Annotated in this window: 22 protein-coding genes; 12 read left to right on the top strand and 10 right to left on the bottom strand. The window is 64.8% G+C overall.

Annotated features, from left to right (window positions below; translation table 11 throughout):
• Window positions 1–3: 3 nt before the first annotated feature.
• On the bottom strand, window positions 4–1500 hold the full coding sequence (locus BVU17_03140) for an amidohydrolase (protein ID AUG46562.1): 1497 nt from the start codon (window positions 1498–1500) through the stop codon (window positions 4–6).
• 81 nt (window positions 1501–1581) lie between these two features.
• On the opposite strand from BVU17_03140, the gene BVU17_03145 reads away from it, so the two are divergent.
• On the top strand, window positions 1582–2799 hold the full coding sequence (locus BVU17_03145) for a hydroxymethylglutaryl-CoA reductase (NADPH) (GenBank protein AUG46563.1): 1218 nt from the start codon (window positions 1582–1584) through the stop codon (window positions 2797–2799).
• Between the two features lie 24 nt (window positions 2800–2823).
• Here BVU17_03145 and BVU17_03150 read toward each other — a convergent pair whose 3' ends face one another.
• Together BVU17_03150 and BVU17_03155 are read right to left on the bottom strand one after the other, a co-directional pair.
• Window positions 2824–3174 carry a hypothetical protein gene (locus BVU17_03150; GenBank protein ID AUG46564.1) on the bottom strand — a complete coding sequence of 117 codons (351 nt, stop codon included), beginning with the start codon at window positions 3172–3174 and terminating at the stop codon, window positions 2824–2826.
• Window positions 3171–3695 (bottom strand): replication protein H, encoded by a 525-nt coding sequence (locus tag BVU17_03155; protein ID AUG46565.1) that lies wholly within the window; start codon window positions 3693–3695, stop codon window positions 3171–3173. Before BVU17_03155 ends, BVU17_03150 begins: the two co-directional genes overlap by 4 nt.
• Before the next feature lie 92 nt (window positions 3696–3787).
• Between BVU17_03155 and BVU17_03160 the strand changes: the two genes are divergently transcribed.
• Both BVU17_03160 and BVU17_03165 read left to right on the top strand, forming a co-directional pair.
• Complete coding sequence (locus BVU17_03160; GenBank protein AUG46566.1) at window positions 3788–4126, top strand: cupin; 339 nt, start codon at window positions 3788–3790, stop codon at window positions 4124–4126.
• 37 nt (window positions 4127–4163) lie between these two features.
• Entirely contained in the window at window positions 4164–4961 is a 798-nt protein-coding gene (locus BVU17_03165) for a hypothetical protein (GenBank protein AUG46567.1), read from the top strand.
• A 23-nt stretch (window positions 4962–4984) separates the two neighbouring features.
• Here the strand turns inward: BVU17_03165 and BVU17_03170 are convergent, their stop codons facing one another.
• Complete coding sequence (locus tag BVU17_03170; GenBank protein AUG46568.1) at window positions 4985–5209, bottom strand: hypothetical protein; 225 nt, start codon at window positions 5207–5209, stop codon at window positions 4985–4987.
• 80 nt (window positions 5210–5289) lie between these two features.
• Here BVU17_03170 and BVU17_03175 point away from each other — a divergent pair, with 80 nt between their 5' ends.
• Complete coding sequence (locus BVU17_03175) at window positions 5290–5517, top strand: hypothetical protein (protein ID AUG46569.1); 228 nt, start codon at window positions 5290–5292, stop codon at window positions 5515–5517.
• Between the two features lie 194 nt (window positions 5518–5711).
• Here BVU17_03175 and BVU17_03180 read toward each other — a convergent pair whose 3' ends face one another.
• A complete protein-coding gene (locus tag BVU17_03180; GenBank protein ID AUG46570.1) occupies window positions 5712–6974 on the bottom strand; it encodes an NADP-dependent isocitrate dehydrogenase in 1263 nt (420 codons plus the stop codon).
• Window positions 6975–7126: 152 nt separating this feature from the next.
• On the opposite strand from BVU17_03180, the gene BVU17_03185 reads away from it, so the two are divergent.
• On the top strand, window positions 7127–7969 hold the full coding sequence (locus tag BVU17_03185) for an asparaginase (GenBank protein AUG46571.1): 843 nt from the start codon (window positions 7127–7129) through the stop codon (window positions 7967–7969).
• Between the two features lie 43 nt (window positions 7970–8012).
• The gene (locus tag BVU17_03190) at window positions 8013–8909 is read left to right on the top strand and encodes a type II methionyl aminopeptidase (protein ID AUG46572.1); all 897 of its coding nucleotides are present in this window, start codon (window positions 8013–8015) and stop codon (window positions 8907–8909) included.
• A 259-nt stretch (window positions 8910–9168) separates the two neighbouring features.
• Here BVU17_03190 and BVU17_03195 read toward each other — a convergent pair whose 3' ends face one another.
• On the bottom strand, window positions 9169–9366 hold the full coding sequence (locus BVU17_03195; GenBank protein AUG46573.1) for a hypothetical protein: 198 nt from the start codon (window positions 9364–9366) through the stop codon (window positions 9169–9171).
• A 243-nt stretch (window positions 9367–9609) separates the two neighbouring features.
• Between BVU17_03195 and BVU17_03200 the strand changes: the two genes are divergently transcribed.
• The 3 genes from BVU17_03200 (at window position 9610) to BVU17_03210 (ending at window position 11559) form a co-directional block, all read left to right on the top strand.
• Window positions 9610–10146, top strand: a complete 537-nt coding sequence (locus tag BVU17_03200) for an HIT family hydrolase (protein ID AUG46574.1) — start codon at window positions 9610–9612, stop codon at window positions 10144–10146.
• 78 nt (window positions 10147–10224) lie between these two features.
• On the top strand, window positions 10225–11139 hold the full coding sequence (locus BVU17_03205) for a cation transporter (GenBank protein AUG46575.1): 915 nt from the start codon (window positions 10225–10227) through the stop codon (window positions 11137–11139).
• 33 nt (window positions 11140–11172) lie between these two features.
• Complete coding sequence (locus tag BVU17_03210) at window positions 11173–11559, top strand: quinol oxidase (protein ID AUG46576.1); 387 nt, start codon at window positions 11173–11175, stop codon at window positions 11557–11559.
• A gap of 42 nt (window positions 11560–11601) precedes the next feature.
• On the opposite strand, the gene BVU17_03215 is transcribed toward BVU17_03210, so the two are convergent.
• Window positions 11602–12885 (bottom strand): tRNA modifying enzyme, encoded by a 1284-nt coding sequence (locus tag BVU17_03215; protein ID AUG46577.1) that lies wholly within the window; start codon window positions 12883–12885, stop codon window positions 11602–11604.
• A gap of 50 nt (window positions 12886–12935) precedes the next feature.
• Window positions 12936–13631: a deoxyribose-phosphate aldolase gene (locus BVU17_03220; GenBank protein ID AUG46578.1), complete on the bottom strand. Its 696-nt coding sequence runs from the start codon at window positions 13629–13631 to the stop codon at window positions 12936–12938.
• 159 nt (window positions 13632–13790) lie between these two features.
• Between BVU17_03220 and BVU17_03225 the strand changes: the two genes are divergently transcribed.
• The gene (locus BVU17_03225) at window positions 13791–14627 is read left to right on the top strand and encodes a hypothetical protein (protein AUG46579.1); all 837 of its coding nucleotides are present in this window, start codon (window positions 13791–13793) and stop codon (window positions 14625–14627) included.
• A gap of 6 nt (window positions 14628–14633) precedes the next feature.
• Here BVU17_03225 and BVU17_03230 read toward each other — a convergent pair whose 3' ends face one another.
• Complete coding sequence (locus BVU17_03230) at window positions 14634–15047, bottom strand: hypothetical protein (GenBank protein AUG46580.1); 414 nt, start codon at window positions 15045–15047, stop codon at window positions 14634–14636.
• 152 nt (window positions 15048–15199) lie between these two features.
• On the opposite strand from BVU17_03230, the gene BVU17_03235 reads away from it, so the two are divergent.
• Entirely contained in the window at window positions 15200–15676 is a 477-nt protein-coding gene (locus tag BVU17_03235; protein AUG46581.1) for a hypothetical protein, read from the top strand.
• Window position 15677: 1 nt separating this feature from the next.
• Here BVU17_03235 and BVU17_03240 read toward each other — a convergent pair whose 3' ends face one another.
• Window positions 15678–15899, bottom strand: a complete 222-nt coding sequence (locus BVU17_03240) for a hypothetical protein (protein AUG46582.1) — start codon at window positions 15897–15899, stop codon at window positions 15678–15680.
• 86 nt (window positions 15900–15985) lie between these two features.
• Between BVU17_03240 and BVU17_03245 the strand changes: the two genes are divergently transcribed.
• A complete protein-coding gene (locus BVU17_03245) occupies window positions 15986–16711 on the top strand; it encodes a uridine phosphorylase (protein AUG46583.1) in 726 nt (241 codons plus the stop codon).
• The last annotated feature ends 43 nt before the right edge of the window (window positions 16712–16754 follow it).

Below are 16754 nucleotides of genomic sequence, written 5' to 3' on the forward strand. Positions count from 1 at the left end.
GAGTCAGTCGCTGGCGTCAAACACTACGTCACCGTCGCTGACAGTCAACGTAACTGCGATATCCGAAATTTCGCCGCCAGGCACCGCCCACGGGGGGGCCGTCAGCACGGCGAAGTCCGCGACCGAGCCCGGCGTAATCGTGCCCATCCGGTCCTCGTCGAAGCCCGCGTACGCGGCACCGCTGGTGTACGCCCGCAGTGCCTCGTCGACCGTCAGCCGCTGGTTCGGTTCCGGCGCGGTCACGGCCTGCTGGACGCCATACAGCGGTGAGAGCGGCATACAGTCGCTCCCGAAGGCCAGTTGTGCGCCGGCATCAACGAGGTCGCGGAACTGGTTCGTCTGCGCGCGGCGCTCGCCGAGTCGCTCGTCGTACAGGCCACCGGGCGCTGCCCACCGATGGAAGTTCGGCTGGGATGACACGACCAGCGGCGATGCAGCCAGCCGCTCCACCAGGTCACCGGTCAGGACCTCGGCGTGTTCGACGCGGTGGCGCTCGCTCTCGGCGTCGACCGACTCGACGGCCGAAAGCAGTGCCTCGATGGCCGCGTCGCCGATGGCGTGGGCGGCGAACTGGAGGCCCGCGTCGTCGACTTCTGACACGAGTCTCCGGAGAGCATCCGGAGCCGTCCGCCACTCGCCGACGCTATCGCTGTCGGCGTAGGGGTCCCGGAGCCGCGCGGTTCCGGCCCCGAGCGACCCGTCGATGTACGTCTTGATCGCGCCCGTCCGGACCCGGTCGCTCCCGTGGTTCGTCACCAGACCGAGTTCCCTGACCGAATCAAGGTGATCGACCCAGTAGTTGAGCCGCACCCGCAGCGAGAGTGCGTCCTCGGCGTCTAGGTCGCGGTACACTCGCGGGGCGTGTGACTGCCGCACCATGTCGTGGACGGCGGTAATTCCCTCCGAGAGCGCCACTTCCTGCGCGGCCAGCAGATACTCCCGGGTCTGTGTGTAGTCGGGCGCGATAGCGTCGAAGACGGCCTCGGCGGCTTCCTCGACGAGTACGCCTGTCGGGGCTCCGTCCTCGGTCCGGACGCCGTCGTCGGGTAGGTCCAGTACGTCCAGCGCGGCGTGGTTCACCGATACCGTGTGGATGTCTTCTCGCGCGGCCGCAACGGGGCGCTTGGTACTTACTTGGTCAAGCGTCGCCGCTTGCAACAGGTCGCCATTCCAGTCGCTCTCGTCGTAGCCAAAGCCCAGAATCCAACCCTCGCCGCCGTCAGCCGCCAGCAGCCGGTCGATGCAGTCGGCCGGGCCGTCTGCCCCGGCGAGGTCCGCCTCGACTGCACGCCGGCCGACGATGTCCAGATGCGTGTGGGCGTCGACGAAACCGGGCAGCAAGACGCCGCCGCGGCAGTCGACGGTCTCGGCACCCGCCGTCGAGAGTTCGTTCGGGTCGCCGACGGCGGTAACCGTGCCGTCCGCTACTGCAACCGCGGACGCCGGCTCGTCGCCGGACAGCGGTCGCACCTCACAGTTCGTGAATACGCGGTCGACCATACAGACTCCGGGCGCGGCGACTGCAAAACGCTTGGCCCGCCAAGAGCAACTGTTAGGAGCCCCGAAGCCACACCGGTCAGTATGACCGACTCCGAGGCTACGGCGCTCGCAGAGCGCGTTCGTGACGGTGAGTTGCGGCTCTACGAACTGGAAGACCACGCCGATCCCGACACCGCGGCAGCGGCCCGTAGACACCTGCTGGCCGAGGAGACCGGCGCGGACCTCTCGGCGGTCGGCGACTACACCTTCGACGCTGCCGACGCCGAGAGCAACATCGAGAACATGGTCGGCGCGGCGCAGGTCCCGATGGGCGTGGTCGGCCCCCTCCCGGTCGACGGCGGGGCCGCCAAGGGCGACCACCACCTCCCGCTGGCGACCAGCGAGGGCGCGCTGCTGGCCTCCGTCAACCGCGGCGTCTCCACGATTCGAAACGCTGGCGGCGCGACCGCTCGCGTCCTCAAGTCCGGGATGACCCGCGCGCCGGTGTTCCGCGTCGAAGACGTGGCCGAGGCCGGCGAAGTGTCAGCTTGGGTCCGCGAACACGTCGACGCTCTGGCTGACGCCGCCGAGTCGACCACGAGCCACGGCGAGCTACAGGACGTGACACCGTACGTCGTCGGCGACAGCGTCTTCCTGCGGTTCTCCTACGACACCAAAGACGCGATGGGGATGAACATGGCAACCATCGCGACGGAGGCGGCCTGCGAGGTCGTCGAGTCCGAAACGCCGGCTGACCTCGTCGCGCTGTCGGGCAATCTCTGCTCCGATAAGAAGCCCGCCGCTATCAACGCTGTCGAGGGGCGCGGTCGGACCGTCGCTGCGGACGTGCTCATTCCCCACGAGCAGGTCGAGGACCGGCTCGATACGACCTCCGACGCTATCGTCGAGGCCAACACCCGCAAGAACCTCGTTGGCTCGGCGAAGGCCGGCGCGCTGGGGTTCAACGCCCACGCCGCCAACGTCGTCGCCGCCGCGTTCCTCGCGCTCGGGCAGGATATCGCACAGGTCGTCGAGGGGAGCAACGCCATCACCACTGTCGACGCCCGCGAGGACGGGCTGTACGCCTCCGTTACCATCGCGTCGCTGGAGGTCGGGACCGTCGGCGGCGGGACGGGCCTGCCGACCCAGTCCGAGGCGCTGGACGTGCTTGGCTACGCCGGCGGCGGCGACCCCGCCGGGAGCAACGCAGACGCGCTCGCGGAAGTCATCGCTGCCGGCGCGCTGGCCGGCGAACTCTCCTTACTTGCTGCGCTGTCCTCGCGCCACCTCTCCTCGGCGCACGCCGACCTCGGGCGGTAGTGCCGCTTTCGGGTCAGTGCGCTCTTACTGCCGGCTTTGACTCACCAGAAAGCCGGCACCCGCAACGAGGACGACGACGCCGGCGAGCAGGAGCGCTTCCTGTCCGAGTAGGGGACCCAGTACAAGCAACGCCCACGCCACGGCAAAGATACCGTGGGCGATTGCGAACAGTCGCTGGCCTCGGTGGGCGAACACGACCGTCCCCAGCGCGAACCCGAGCGTCAAGACGACCGCCGAGAGCGCGACCGTGCTCACCTGTAGTGAACCCACGGCAACTGGCTCAACGACCGGGGTGAGCAGAAACAGCAGTCCCGAGAGACCGACAAGAATCCCGACTGCGACCGGGCCGGGCTCCAGATCTAACGTCGCGGTCATAGCAGCCGGTACTTCCCCCGGCTCTCCGATACCTCGCCCGCCCGAACCAGTTTCTGCAGCGCTTTCCGGGTGTACGACGCCGGGACGCCACGCTCCTCGGCGTAAGCCACCACATCGCCTTCGGTGGGCTGGTCAAGGTTCCGCAACGCGCTCAGGACAGTCTCCTTGCGGCTCGACCCGCTGGCCGCCCCCTGTTCGACGCGCTCGGCGGCCGCCGACACGGCGTCAGTGTCGACTCCCGAATCTTCGAGATACGTCTCGTCGTCCACGCCCGCGTCGCCGACCTGTCGCTCCATCTCGGCGTAGGAGTCCAGTTCCGCGAAGGCGTCGCCCTCTCCCTGCCGGTTCGCCAGCATCGACGCCCGGATCTCGCGAGCGTGGGCCTCGTCGTCCGTTTCGACGAACTTCCGCCGCTTCTGGTGTTTCCGGCGCGTGCCACACCGCGGGCACTGCGTCGTCTCCGGCCGCCCCTCGGTGACCCACAGCGCGCTACAATTGCTACACCCGACGACCGCGTACATACCCCCCGATCGGGGCCGGACGGTACTGAATCCACCGACGTCCGATGCCGGGGGACGAAGGCTTAGGTGCGGTGGACCTGACATAGCCGAGCATGGAAGAAGTGCCACAGGCGGCCTGTGAGACAGTCGAAGCAGTCGACGGCGTGCATCTGACACAGCTGGCCGTCGGAGAGCAGATGAGTGTCCAGCAGTTCCATATCGAACCCGGCGCGGCCGTCCCGGAACACAGCCACCGCCACGAGCAGGTCGGCTACGTCGTGAAAGGGACCTTCACTTTCCACGTCAACGGCGAAGAGTACGTCATCGGCCCCGGAGACTCCTACGTGGTCCCGAGCGAGGAACCACACGAGGCGCGCAACGACGGCGAGGAGCCCGTCCGCGGCATCGACGTGTTCAGCCCGCCCAGACCGAACCCGGACTGGCAGGACTAACCACAACTGTTTGAGTCCTGCGTCCGTATGTTTGCTAATGACGCGGGCAGTGGCTACCATCGTGACGCTCGCGCTCGTACTCGCCGGGTGTTCGGGGTTCGTCCAGTCGGACAGCCCCGAGACGGTCACGCCGGTAGCGGTGCCGACCGACGGGGTCGGCTATCCGCCGGGCGTGAGTGACGACGCAGTAGTTCCGTCAACGCTGGCCAGCGCCCACGCGCGGACACTTGCGACGACGAACTACACGCTGGTCACTCGCCAGCGAGTCACCGACAGCAACGGAACGGTGCTCCGGCGAACGAACCACACACGCTACGTCGCGGTGAACAAGACGACGTACGCAGGGCGGTTCCGGCAGAACGGGACGGAACTGAACACGTTCACCACCCGCATCGACTACTGGACCAACGGCTCCATCGTCGCGGCCCGGTACGACAATCGAGCGAACCGGCGGAATCAGGTCGCGTGGCCAGTCCGCGACGACGGCCCGGTCTCGGACCTCTCGGAGCGCCGGACGATACGCGGCGTCGCGGAAGCCGTTGCGCTTTCCGTTGCCGACCGGAGTGACGGCGGCGTCGCCCTCGTCGGGACCCGTTTCACCAACCCCGACAGACTCCGCACGCCGCTGTTCGTGAGTGACCCTCACAACGTCTCCGTCCGGCTTCGCGTCAATCACGACGGCACCGTTTCGGCGTTCCGGCTGGTTTTCGACGCTGAACGTAGCGACCAGCAGGTCCGTGTCACGCAAGAGATGCGGCTACAGCATGTGGGGTCGACGACAGTAGCACAGCCGGAGTGGGTCACAAATACGACCAAGCGGTCGCTTCGGGAATAACCGATCGCCCGCACAGACCAGACTCAGGCGCTACCGAATGCCGGCAGGACTCGGCGTGAGGTGAGCAGATAGCCGGCGTACAGAAGGACCAGCCCCATGTACACCTCCCAAGCAGCGAACGCGGAGATGCCGCCGGACAGGTCGGCGAGGGCGGCCTGTTCGGTGAGTGCCCCGCCGACGGTTAGCCCGACTGCGAGAACCGTCGAAAGTAGGAGTTCCAGTAGTTCCGGAATCGATTCTGTGGCCATGTGTGCCCAGATATCACTGCAAACCGCTTGTAGCTCTTTCGATCCGAGAGAGCTTAGTAGGTCCACAAGAACGGACCTGTATGAGCCAAAACTGGAACGCGGACTACGCGACCCTCGCAAAGCGCGGGTTCATGCTCGGGGCAGGGCTGTTCCTCCTCGGCATTGCGGGGGAGATCGCCGGAAGCGCCGTGTTCGGGACCCTTCCAGCTTGGGGCGACACGCTGTTGGTCGACATGGAACTGCTCGGTATCCTCGTCGGGCTCCTCTCGCCGCTCGTGTTCGGTGTGGTCCTGCCGCTGACCGAGTAACGCTTCTCGGACCGACTGTGCTCCACAAGAAACGCAACCCCCGAGCGATAGCTCTGTTCTCCCGATAGGACTCGCCTGTGCCGTCACTCTCAGGCTGTACCGGAATAAAAATGAAGCGTGTTGTAGCCAGCGCGACTCGCTTACGCGAGTTTCTCGATGTTCTGGCGGCTTCGCCGCCAGAGTCCAGAAGCTCTCTACGAGAGCTTCTCTATATTTTCGACGACCTTGTCGGCGAACTCGCTGGTGGCGAGCTTGTTGCCGCCCTCGATCTGTCGTTCGAGGTCATAGGTGACGTCACCGGAGGAGATGGTCTCCTCGACGGCGTCACGAACGAGCTGGCCGGCGTCCTTCCAGCCCATGTATTCGAGCATGAGGCGGCCGGAGAGAATCATCGCGGTCGGGTTGACCTTGTCCTCGCCGGCGTACTTCGGCGCGGAGCCGTGGACCGGCTCTGCGAGACAGCGGGCCGAGCCGAAGTTCGCACCGGGGGCGATGCCGAGGCCGCCGATCTGTGCGCCGGCGGCGTCGGACATGTAGTCCCCGTTCAGGTTCATCGTCGCGATGACGTCGTACTCGTCGGTACGGGTCAGGAGCTGCTGGAGCATGTTGTCGGCGATGCGGTCGTTGACGACCAGCGAGCCCTCGGGCTGTTCGCCGTCGTACTCGTCCCACAGCTCGTCCTCGGTGATGACGTTCTCGCCGTACTCCTCTTCGGCGACCTCGTAGCCCCAGTCACGGAAGGCTCCCTCGGTGAACTTCATGATGTTGCCCTTGTGGACCAGCGTGACGCTGTCCCGGTCCTCTTCGAGGGCGTAGTCGATTGCCTCGCGGACGAGGCGCTTGGTCCCGAACTCGGTAATCGGCTTGACGCCGATGCCGACCGGGCCGTCGTGGATGGTCTCGTCGAAGTCCATCTCCTCTTCGACGAACTCCTTGACCTCCTCGACTTCGTCGGTGCCGGCCTCCCACTCGATGCCAGCATAGACGTCTTCGGTGTTCTCCCGGAAGGTGACCATGTCCATCTCCTCGGGGTCTTTGACCGGTGATGGGACGCCGTCGATGTGGTAGGTCGGGCGGACGTTCGCGTAGAGGTCGAGCGTCTTGCGGAGCGCGACGTTCAGCGAGCGGAAGCCAGCGCCGACTGGTGTTGTCAGCGGGCCCTTGATAGCGACGTTGAACTCTTTGATGGCCTCGACGGTGTCATCAGGGAGGTTCTCGTCGTACTTGTCCCGGGCGGACTGGCCGGCGTAGACGCGCATCCAGGAGATGTCACGACCGGTGGCGTTCGCGGCGGCTTCGAGCACCTTCTGTGCGGCCGGACCGACGTCCGTCCCGATACCGTCCCCGTGGATGATTGGGATGATCGGGTTCTCCGGAACGTCGAGTTCGTCGTCCTCCGTGACCTGAATCTGCTGTCCCTCGTCAGGAACCTCCACTTTGTCGTAATCGTAGCCCATATTCCGCCAATTGACAGTCGCCCCTAAAGGCGTGCCGCTTTGCCTCAGACGTGGTAACACAGTGCGTAAAGAAAGGACAACGACCGTTCGCGGGCACGTCACTAACCGCAACTGCCGGAGGTGATATGCCTTTCGTGTGTCAACGGGGCTGTATGCACGTCATCGTTCACGGCGGCGCGGGCAGTCCACCGGCGTCACCGGCTACTCGGCAGGCAACTCTCACAGACGCCGCTGAACAGGCAGCGAAGGCGGAGCGCCCGATGGAGGCGGTTCTGGCCGCGCTTCGGCCCCTCGAATCCGACCCGGCGTTCAACGCCGGCGTCGGTGGAGCCGTCCAGAGTGACGGTGAAGTCCGGACTGACGCCGGAATGATGACCCACGACGGCCAGACCGGGGCAGCGTGTGCAATGTCTGGCGTTGTACACGCTGCGGACGTGGCCCGTACTGTGGCAGCTGAGACGCCACACGTCCTTCTTGCTGGCGACGAGGCCGTGGCGTTCGCGGCGGGCTCCGGCGTCGAAACCGATCGCGACCTCACGACTGCAGAGACGCGACAGCGATACGAGCGCGCGAACCCGCCTGATGGTGGCCCTGCCGACCATCTCGACTGGGTCCGTGCGCATTTCAGCGGCACTGACACCGTCGGCGCGGTTGCGACCGACGGGGACCGGCTTGCGGCGGCGACATCGACCGCCGGGCGCTGGTTCGCGCTGGCAGGTCGGGTCGGCGACGTGCCGCAGATCGGCGCTGGCTTTTACGCTGATGACCGCGGTGGTGCGAGCGCGACCGGCGAAGGGGAGCCTATCGCCCGGTTCGGGTTAGCCCGCCATGCAGTCGAACAATTAGACACGTACGGCCCGCGACAGGCCGCCGAGGAGGCGATTGCGGACTTCGAGGACGCGACCGGCGGGCGTGCTGGCGTGATCGTTCTCGACCGGGCCGGCCATACCGGGGCCGAACGGAACACCGCCGCAATGCAGACCGCGCGGAGATAGCCAGAGGGAAACCCCTTTGCCCGCCACCGACTAACCGGCGTGCATGACTGACGTGGATTTCGATTCTGAGCAGTACGAGAAATGCCGCGAAGCGGGCGAGATTCTGGCACAGGTGCGCGACGAGGCGGCCGAACGCGTCGAGGTGGGCGTCTCCCATCTCGAAGTCGCACAGTGGGCCGAGGAGAAGATACGAGAGCTGGGCGGCAAGCCGGCGTTTCCGGTGAACATCTCCATCGACGAGGAGGCGGCCCACGCCACCCCCGAGCGCGACGACGACGCCACCTTCGGCGAAGAGATGGTCAACCTCGACATCGGCGTCCACGTTGACGGGTGGCTCGCCGACACCGCTGTGACAGTCGACCTGTCCGGGCAGGCCGAACTCGCCGAAGCGCCTGCCGAGGCCTTGGACGCCGCGCTGGACGTTGCCGGCCCTGGCGTCGACGTGGGCCAGATCGGCGCGGCCGTCGAGGAGGTCATCGAGGGGTACGGCTACAACCCCGTTGTGAACCTTACCGGCCACGGACTCGGTCACTGGGAGCAGCACACGTCGCCGAATATCCCGAACCGCGAAGTGGCACAGGGCGCGACGCTCGACGTGGGCGACGTGGTCGCTATCGAACCGTTCGCTACCGACGGCCGCGGCAAGGTACAGGAAGGGGCTGACGAGGAGATTTTCGCCCTCGAACGCGAGGGGTCGGTCCGGAACCGGCAGGCCCGACAGGTCCTCGAACAGATCACCGAGGAGTACCGCACACTGCCGTTTGCCGCCCGTTGGCTCGACTCGCCGCGAGCGGAGATGGCGCTTCGCCGCCTGAAACAGCAGGACATCGTCCACGGCTACCCAGTACTCAAAGAGCAAGACAATGCATACGTCAGCCAGAAGGAACACACCGTCATCATCACCGAGGACGGCTGTGAAGTAACGACGCGCTCGCGGTAGCGGACGCCGACTTCGAACTCGTGGGAGATACCGAACTACTGTTTTTCAGCAGCGCTATCGCTCCGAGCATCGTGTGAAAGGGTGGGGGGTGTGTGGCCACGTAGTCAGAAACCACGTGGCGTATGGAAACGGTGGGGTGGGGGGTGTGTGGCCACGTAGTCAGAAACCACGTGGCGTATGGAAACGGTGGGGTGGGGGGTGTGTGGCCACGTAGTCAGAAACCACGTGGCGTACGGAAAGGGTGGGGTGTGTGGGATGGTCAGGCGTTGTTCATCCGCGTCGACGTGGTCATGCCACAGATTTGACATTCACTGACCCGGTACGGCTCTCGGGAAAACGCCGCGTTTTCGCGTTTATCTGACTCCGTCTGTATCTGGACACGCACGGCGTGTGGTGTCTCACGGTCACACGTCGAACAGTGTTCCGCCATGTCGACGCCGTCGTTTATCGCTGCCATCCCGTCTGGGACAAGCAGGGTAGAGAGTATAAAAACCACCTTCAGTTCTGGTCCGTTCAGCACTGTTTATCGCCAGACAGCGGCCGATTTTAGTCGATTACGGCCCCAGATCGATCGAGAATGTTTAAACACTGCCCTGAAGCCACAGAAACCGGTCTATCCGCGTGAACGGCCAATACCTTTATATACCACTTCTGGAGTGTCAGTCCTGTCGTTTTTGCTGGTGGGTCGACAACTGGGGGTATGGACAAGGTGTTTGCGCCGTGGCGCATCGAGTGGGTCGAACGCGAGGAGCCAGACTCCGATGTCGACTGCGTGTTCTGTGCGTTTCAGGCACAGGACGACGACCGGGCGAACAACCTCGTGGCGCGAAGCGACCACGCCTTTGTCCTCCTGAACAACTACCCGTACAACCCCGGGCACGTGATGGTCATTCCGCACACCCACACCGGCGAGTACGGCGACCTCGACGACGAAACCCTGCTCGACCATGCCCGACTGAAACAGCGGACCTTCGATGCTCTCGAAACCGCGCTGTCCCCGGATGGGTTTAACGCCGGGCTGAACCTCGGCGGCTCCGCGGCCGGTGGGTCCATCGACGACCACCTCCATACACACGTTGTCCCGCGGTGGAACGGCGACACCAACTTCATGCCGGTCATCAGCGACACGAAAGTCATCGTCGAGGCTGTCGAAGAGACGTACGACCGGCTCTACGCCGCGTTCGCGTCACAGGACGGGACGACCACCCCCGACGAGGGGGCTGTCCGCATCAACTGAGGCGGTCGTGGGGAAGTTGACACGGAGACTGCGCTGGTGTCGAAGCGGCTTTGACGGCGGCCCGACAACGGGGGAGCAATGTCACGCCGCGCGACGCTCAGACGGGTTGGGCTGCTCGTTCTCGGCGTCAACCTTCTCCTCGTGCTGCTGAAAGCCGGCGTCTGGTTCACCACCGGAAGCTTCGCTGTCCAGTCTGAGGCGATCAACAGCGCCGCTGACACCGCCTACTCGCTGGTCATCGTTGCTGGGCTGTACCTGACGACACGCCCGCCGGACTTCGAGCACCCCCACGGTCACGAACGTATCGAGCCGTTCGTCTCCCTGTTCGTCGCCGCGGGTATCTTCGCCGCTGGTGGGTTCGTCCTCTGGAACGCCGGCACCGCCCTGTTGACCGGCAATATCTCGGTGTCACAGGGACCGGCTGCCGTGCTCGTGCTCGCGTTCTCGGCCGTCGCGAAGTACGCCCTCTACCGGTACTGTCTCCGCGCGGGCACGAACCGTAACTCCCCGGCGCTCATTGCGACGGCAAAGGACAACCGCAACGACATCCTCACCGCGGGCGCGGCGCTGGTCGGCGTCGCTGGTGCGATGGTCGGCTACCCCATCGCCGACCCGCTGGCCGCACTCGTCGTCGCCATCGGCATCATCTACACCGGCATCGAGGTCGTACAGGAAAACGTCACGTATCTCGTCGGCGGCGCACCACCGGAGGACCTTCGGCGCGAAATCCTCCGCCGCGCGCTCGACCACCCGAAGGTCCGCGGCGCACACGATGTCATCGCCCACTACGTCGGCCCTGAAATCGACGTGAGCCTTCACATCGAGGTGGAAGGCGACCTAACGCTGTTCGAGGCCCACGACATCGAGACGGCAGTCATCAAGTCCATCGAGGAGCTTCCGGAGGTCGACGACGCGTTCATTCACGTCGACCCGAAGGAACTCGGCGAGTGGAAAGACGACGAAGAAGTAGAGCGGCTTGCCGATCTGGAGTGACGTTTTAGTGGCTGCCGTGCTATCAGATAGCATATGGGTGACGACTCATCACGTAGCTGGCTCGCGCTCGGACGACTGTTGTTTGGCCTCGGCGTGGCCCTTCAGGCCGCTGAAGACTTCCGCGATATGGAGGACGCAATCGAGTACGCCGAGTCGGCGGGTGTCCCCGCGCCGGACCTGTTGGCCCCACTGGCCTCGGGGATGATGCTGGTCGGCGGGCTGGGGACGGCATTCTGGCGGCTCCCACGGGTTTCGACCGGTGCCGTTGCCACGTTCCTTGCCGTCGTCACGCCGACGATGCACGACTTCTGGAACGCCGAGCCGGATGACCGTGGCGGCGAGCGCCTGGCCTTCTTCGGGAACCTCGCGATGTTCGGTGCAGCGGTAACGTTCCTTCGCGAAGCCTACAGCGGCGACTGAGCACTCGGTCGCTCTGACTGAAAATTTGGGCTGCTGACCCGCTCAGTCCGCGACCTGCGCCCGCTCGATCGGGTCGCCGAAGGCGTAGACGGTGTTGTGGCTCGTGACCTCTACCTCGACCATGTCGCCGATTTCGAGGCCGCGCTCCTGTGCGTCGGCGATGACGACCTGCCGGTAGGCCTCGTCGTAGCCCACCAGCGACTCGTCGGTGCCGTCCTCGACGAGCAGGACTGAGACCGTGCGCCCGACCATCTCCTCGTAGGCCTCGGCCATCAGTTCCATCTTCGCCTCGCTCATCTCCTTCGAGCGGTCCTTCTTGACCTGGCCGCCCAGACCCTTCATGTCGGCGGCGTCGGTGCCGGGCCGCTTGGAGAAGCGCGTGACGTTGATTTTCTCGGGACGGGTCTCACGAAGCAGCGCCATCGACTGCTCGTGGTCGGCCGGTTCCTCGGTCGGGAAGCCGACGATGAAGTCCGTCGATAGCGTCCAGTAGTCCAGCTTGTCGTCCAGCGTCTCGACGACCTCCAGATACTCCGAAACGGCGTGCTGGCGGCGCATATCTGCCAGCACGTCGTCACTGCCGGACTGGACCGGTGCGTGGATGAAGTTGTACAGTTCCTCGTGTTCGGCAAACACCGCCGCGAGTTCCTCGCGGACGCCGTGCAGGCCCTTCGGGTTCGCCATCCCGACGCGAACGCGGAAGTCGCCGTCGATGTCGGTGCAGATGCGGTCGAGTAGCTCCGGCAGCAGGCTCGTCCCCTGGTTCGTGTCCCAGCCGTAGACGCCGGTGTCTTGGCCCGTGATACGGATTTCCTTCGCGCCCGCGTGGACCAGCGCACGGGCCTTCTCGACGTTCTCCTCGACCGAGGGGGACTCGATCCGCCCGGTCGCTTGCTTTGTGATGCAGTACGAGCAGTCCGACATACACCCCCGGGCGATGGGAAGGATACCGACGACGCCGTTGAGGACCGTTTCGGTGTCCGGCGTAATCGTCGGGCACTCGCCGTTGAGGACGTACTGGGGCACGTCGTCCCAGTGAAGCACCTCGGCGTCGATGTCGGCGTTCTGGAACTCCTCGCCCTGTGCGAGCGCCATACAGCCCGTGATGACGAGGTCCGCCGGGGTTTCGTTATCGAGTTCTTTGGCCCGTGCGAGCATGTTGCGTTCGGTCTTCTCAAGCACCGTGCAGGTGTTGAGGATCGCCACGTCGGCGGACTCCGGCCCGTCAGCGGGGTGGTGCCCGCCCTCCCGGAGCGCCTGCTCGATTTGCTGGGTCTCACCTCTGTTCGAGGTGCACCCGTACGTCTCGATGTGATACCGGGCCATTCATCCAGATACTATCGCCAGGACGGCAAAAGGGCGACGGATTGGACCGGTCAGTAGCCGTCGGTTGCGTCTGTGTCGTCCGGGTCTGCCTCTGGTTCGGTCACGGTTTCACCCGCCGTTTCGGCCTGCCACTCCCGAACAATGGTATCACCGCTGGAGGCCCCGATTCGCTCGGCTCCGGCCTCGAACATCGCCCTGGCGTCGGCCCACGACCCGACGCCGCCGCTGGCTTTCACCGGGAGGTACTTGCTGAGAATCTCCACGTCGTGGACCGTCGCGCCGCCCTCGCTGAACCCCGTCGCGGTCTTGAGGTAGGCAGCGTCGGCGTCTGCAACGAGTTGCCCGACCCGCTCGAGTTCCTCGTCGGAGAGCAGCGGCGCTTCGACGATGACCTTCACCGGAACTGGGACGCTGGCGACGACCTCAGTGATGTGGTCCCGGACGGCGTCGTCCTCGCCGGCCTTGAGCAAGCCCACGTTGCACACCATATCCAGTTCGTCGGCTCCGGCGTCCCAGGCCAGTTTGGCCGCCTGACAGACGCTGTCGGTCTGACCCTGGCCGTGCGGGAAGTCGATGACGGCCGTAAGCGGGACGTTCGCGTACTCGGTCGCAAGCGGGAGCGCCCACGGCGGGATGCACGCCCGCATTCCGTACTGGAGCGCCTCGTCGAGGCAGGTTCGTACGTCGTTCGGTGTCGTCGTCGGACCGAGAACTGTATGCTCGATGCGGTCTGGTATCTCGTCCATACCGCGGGGTGACACGTGGTGCCCACGTAAAGACGGCGGGCGGCGGACGGTGGAGCTACTGTCGTGCCGTACTCGTGTTCGATGATTGCCGCTCAGGCTGCGACGGTATCGTCGGCCTCGTTCGGAAGGTTTTCCCTCATCGGAGTCGGCGTGGGGGACATGGTACTGCCCTCGGGGTTAGCGCTCCCGCCGCTTGAGTACACTGTGGCGCTGCTTGCGGGCACGCTCGTGGTGACAGCGCTGTTGTACGCCCTCGAACCACCGATCGACCAACGAACCGTAGTCGCCTTGACGCCGTGGATGGCCCTCGGCGGCGCGCTCCACGCGTTCCATCAGCCACCGATTGACGCCTACAGGCCCGTGGTCGCACCGCTGTTCGGCGCGCCGGCGGTGTATCTCACGACGTTCGTCACGCTGGCTCTCGTCTGGATCACGCTGACGCTGTTCAGCGTCCGACGCGGCCACAGCGAGACGATATCACGGAATCTGGGGTACATCGGTGTCGGATTTCTGACGGTATTGCTTGTCATCGCTGTCGTGATGGCACTGGAGTCCGGCCTGCTTGGACTCATCTGGCCAACTGTTGCTGTCGTCGTCGCAACCGTCGTTACTGCCGTGACGGTGCTTGCGGTCGCGCTGTGGCGGACACCGGTGGTCGTTCGGATGCGGTATGCGGCCCCGACGGTCGTGTTCGCGCATATGCTCGACGGCGTCTCGACGGCGGTCGGCGCTGATGTTATCGGCATCACGGAACGAACGCCGATCCCGGCCCGCATCATGGAGTTCGCTGGCACGCTCCCAACAGCGCCGTATCTCGGCAAAGGCTGGCTGTTCGTGTTCGTCAAACTGCTCGTGGCGGTTGCGGTCGTCTTTCTGCTGGACGACTATCTCGAAGAGGAACCCATCGAAGCGAGTCTCCTGCTCGCGCTCGTAACCGCCGTTGGCATCGGCCCGGCCACGAACAACATTGTCCTGTTCCTGTTCAGCCCGGTCTGAGTGGGGCTACTCCGGCACCGAATCGCCGAATCCTTCCTGCCGTTCCCGTTCGAGCCGCTGACACCCAAACACGAGTGCGTCCGGCAGGTCCGTCGCATTCGATTGCAGCGATTCGAACACGGTGGCCACCTCACTGAACCGCGGGCCACGACCGGCAACCAGTGGCTCCTTTTGCCACGTAATGAACTCATAGTCGGACAGCAGCGGCAGGTGGCAGTGGTGCAGCTCTTGCCGCAGAATCTCCGGATCCTGCGGGACATTAGGGTTTATTGCACTCTCGGGGAGCGGGACTGTCGCGTCAGGGGGGGCATTTAACAATGCGACGATTAGCTGCCGGCGCGGCTCAGCGCTAACGGATTTGAAAACTTCGTTCCAGCGTCTTATCACCCGCTTTCCGTTCTGGTACCGTTGCTGTGTCATGGTGTAACTTATACCATTTTTTCATACGACGACATATATATTGTCGTGGTGTACTATATTAGGTGAACTAAACCCAGAGGGTGCCTCTGTCCGGTCGAGTCGCCATGACCGGATGACACAATCCTCATGGGCATCGCGAGCAAGAGAGACATGTGCTTGATTACCCCATCACGCAGTGGGCGTCTGTCTGTGTCGTCGCCGGCGCGGTCGTCGGCCTGCTGTTGAACATCCCGATGGTGACACAGGACGAGGGGTATCTGCCGGCGTACGTCGCTGGGGCTGGACTTACTCGCGCCGACCCAGCCGCGGTGAGCCGGCCCCTCGCTGTTGCTGTGCATCACGGTACTGCCTTCGCTGCGGCGCTGTTGTACGGCGCGGTCGTCGCGGGCCTCTCGTCCGTGCTTCCGATGGCAGTCTCGCTCAACGGCGTCCCGCTGCTACCGCACATCGCTGGCGTTGCGGGCGTTTCCGCGTTCATCTACTACTTTTTCGCTCGCATCGCCATGCCTCGCTTCGGCGGCAGCGTTCGAGACACCGCTGACGAGATTATCCGACAGTGGGCACTCACGGCGTTCATCTTTGGGACAGCGCTTGCGCTGTTCGTCCCGGTGCTCGTCACCTGGCTGTAAGCTACGTGTCCCCGGCCCGCTTCGAGAGGTTCCTGTAGGCCCCGAGATACAGGAAGACGGTGGCAAGCAGCGCGAACGGAACGACGAGGGTCCACGAGGGGCCGTCCGGCGTTCCCGCGCCGACGGTGTAGCCAGTCAGCAGCCCGAGGACGACTCCGGCGACAATAGCGATACCCGCCGGTCCTCGCATCCGTCTGTCGAACAGCGAGATATCGTCTGCCATACGTCCCCTCTATCGGGCGTCCTACCTCACTGTTGCGACCGACAGGAATCCACTGACTACTAAATAGTTCCGTGCGACTGGCCTGTATGGCGAAACAGCCGCATCTACTCGTCGAACCGGGTGACCTGACAGATATCGCGCTCGTGCCGGGCGACCCCGGACGCGTCGACCGCATTGCAGGCCTCTGTGACGACCACGAAGTCGTCGCACAGAACCGCGAGTACAAACTCGTCAATGCGACCTACGACGGCCGCGAACTGACGATCTGTTCGACCGGCATCGGGTCGCCGTCGACGGCCATTGCCGTCGAGGAACTGGAAGCGGTCGGCGTCGAGACGCTCATCCGCGTCGGAACGACCGGCGCGCTGCAGGAAGGCATCGAAATCGGCGATATGGTCGTCGCCAACGGCGCTGCCAAGGACGAGGGCACGTCCCAGCGCTACGAATCCAAGTCCGTCCCGGCCGTCCCCGACTACGAGGTGCTCTCGTCGCTGGTCGACGCCGCCGAGGCGAACGACGAGGACGTTCACGTCGGTCCAATTGCGACGGACGACGCCTTCTACGCCGAGACGGACGAGTATATCAACGACTGGGAGGACGCCGGTCTGCTGGCCGTCGAGATGGAGGCCGCCGCGCTGTTCTCGCTGTGTCGTCGCAAGGGCCTGCGCTCGGGTGCTATCTGTACCGTCGACGGCAACCTCGTCGAGGGGACACAGAAGGGCAAAACCGAGGACGAGGAACTCCCCGAGAAAGCCAAGAACAACGTCGAGCGCGCTATCGAAATTAGTCTGACGGCGGCCTCGTCGCTGTAGGCACCGCCGCTGTTGACTCCGCACGAGCAGCTAACCCCGCAAC

This window comes from Haloarcula taiwanensis, from assembly GCA_002844335.1.
Taxonomy (GTDB): Archaea; Halobacteriota; Halobacteria; order Halobacteriales; family Haloarculaceae; genus Haloarcula; species Haloarcula taiwanensis.

Excerpts from the sequence above, each read along its gene's own strand:
- BVU17_03240 (AUG46582.1), bottom strand. The coding sequence starts at position 15,899 with ATGGCAGACGATATCTCGCTGTTCGACAGACGGATGCGAGGACCGGCG.
- BVU17_03150 (AUG46564.1), bottom strand. The coding sequence starts at position 3,174 with ATGACCGCGACGTTAGATCTGGAGCCCGGCCCGGTCGCAGTCGGGATT.
- BVU17_03210 (AUG46576.1), top strand. The coding sequence starts at position 11,173 with ATGGGTGACGACTCATCACGTAGCTGGCTCGCGCTCGGACGACTGTTG.
- BVU17_03225 (AUG46579.1), top strand. The coding sequence starts at position 13,791 with ATGGTACTGCCCTCGGGGTTAGCGCTCCCGCCGCTTGAGTACACTGTG.
- BVU17_03165 (AUG46567.1), top strand. The coding sequence starts at position 4,164 with ATGACGCGGGCAGTGGCTACCATCGTGACGCTCGCGCTCGTACTCGCC.
- BVU17_03170 (AUG46568.1), bottom strand. The coding sequence starts at position 5,209 with ATGGCCACAGAATCGATTCCGGAACTACTGGAACTCCTACTTTCGACG.
- BVU17_03205 (AUG46575.1), top strand. The coding sequence starts at position 10,225 with ATGTCACGCCGCGCGACGCTCAGACGGGTTGGGCTGCTCGTTCTCGGC.
- BVU17_03215 (AUG46577.1), bottom strand. The coding sequence starts at position 12,885 with ATGGCCCGGTATCACATCGAGACGTACGGGTGCACCTCGAACAGAGGT.
- BVU17_03195 (AUG46573.1), bottom strand. The coding sequence starts at position 9,366 with ATGGCAGCGATAAACGACGGCGTCGACATGGCGGAACACTGTTCGACG.
- BVU17_03155 (AUG46565.1), bottom strand. The coding sequence starts at position 3,695 with ATGTACGCGGTCGTCGGGTGTAGCAATTGTAGCGCGCTGTGGGTCACC.
- BVU17_03140 (AUG46562.1), bottom strand. The coding sequence starts at position 1,500 with ATGGTCGACCGCGTATTCACGAACTGTGAGGTGCGACCGCTGTCCGGC.
- BVU17_03200 (AUG46574.1), top strand. The coding sequence starts at position 9,610 with ATGGACAAGGTGTTTGCGCCGTGGCGCATCGAGTGGGTCGAACGCGAG.
- BVU17_03160 (AUG46566.1), top strand. The coding sequence starts at position 3,788 with ATGGAAGAAGTGCCACAGGCGGCCTGTGAGACAGTCGAAGCAGTCGAC.
- BVU17_03220 (AUG46578.1), bottom strand. The coding sequence starts at position 13,631 with ATGGACGAGATACCAGACCGCATCGAGCATACAGTTCTCGGTCCGACG.
- BVU17_03230 (AUG46580.1), bottom strand. The coding sequence starts at position 15,047 with ATGACACAGCAACGGTACCAGAACGGAAAGCGGGTGATAAGACGCTGG.
- BVU17_03145 (AUG46563.1), top strand. The coding sequence starts at position 1,582 with ATGACCGACTCCGAGGCTACGGCGCTCGCAGAGCGCGTTCGTGACGGT.
- BVU17_03190 (AUG46572.1), top strand. The coding sequence starts at position 8,013 with ATGACTGACGTGGATTTCGATTCTGAGCAGTACGAGAAATGCCGCGAA.
- BVU17_03180 (AUG46570.1), bottom strand. The coding sequence starts at position 6,974 with ATGGGCTACGATTACGACAAAGTGGAGGTTCCTGACGAGGGACAGCAG.
- BVU17_03245 (AUG46583.1), top strand. The coding sequence starts at position 15,986 with ATGGCGAAACAGCCGCATCTACTCGTCGAACCGGGTGACCTGACAGAT.
- BVU17_03175 (AUG46569.1), top strand. The coding sequence starts at position 5,290 with ATGAGCCAAAACTGGAACGCGGACTACGCGACCCTCGCAAAGCGCGGG.
- BVU17_03185 (AUG46571.1), top strand. The coding sequence starts at position 7,127 with ATGCACGTCATCGTTCACGGCGGCGCGGGCAGTCCACCGGCGTCACCG.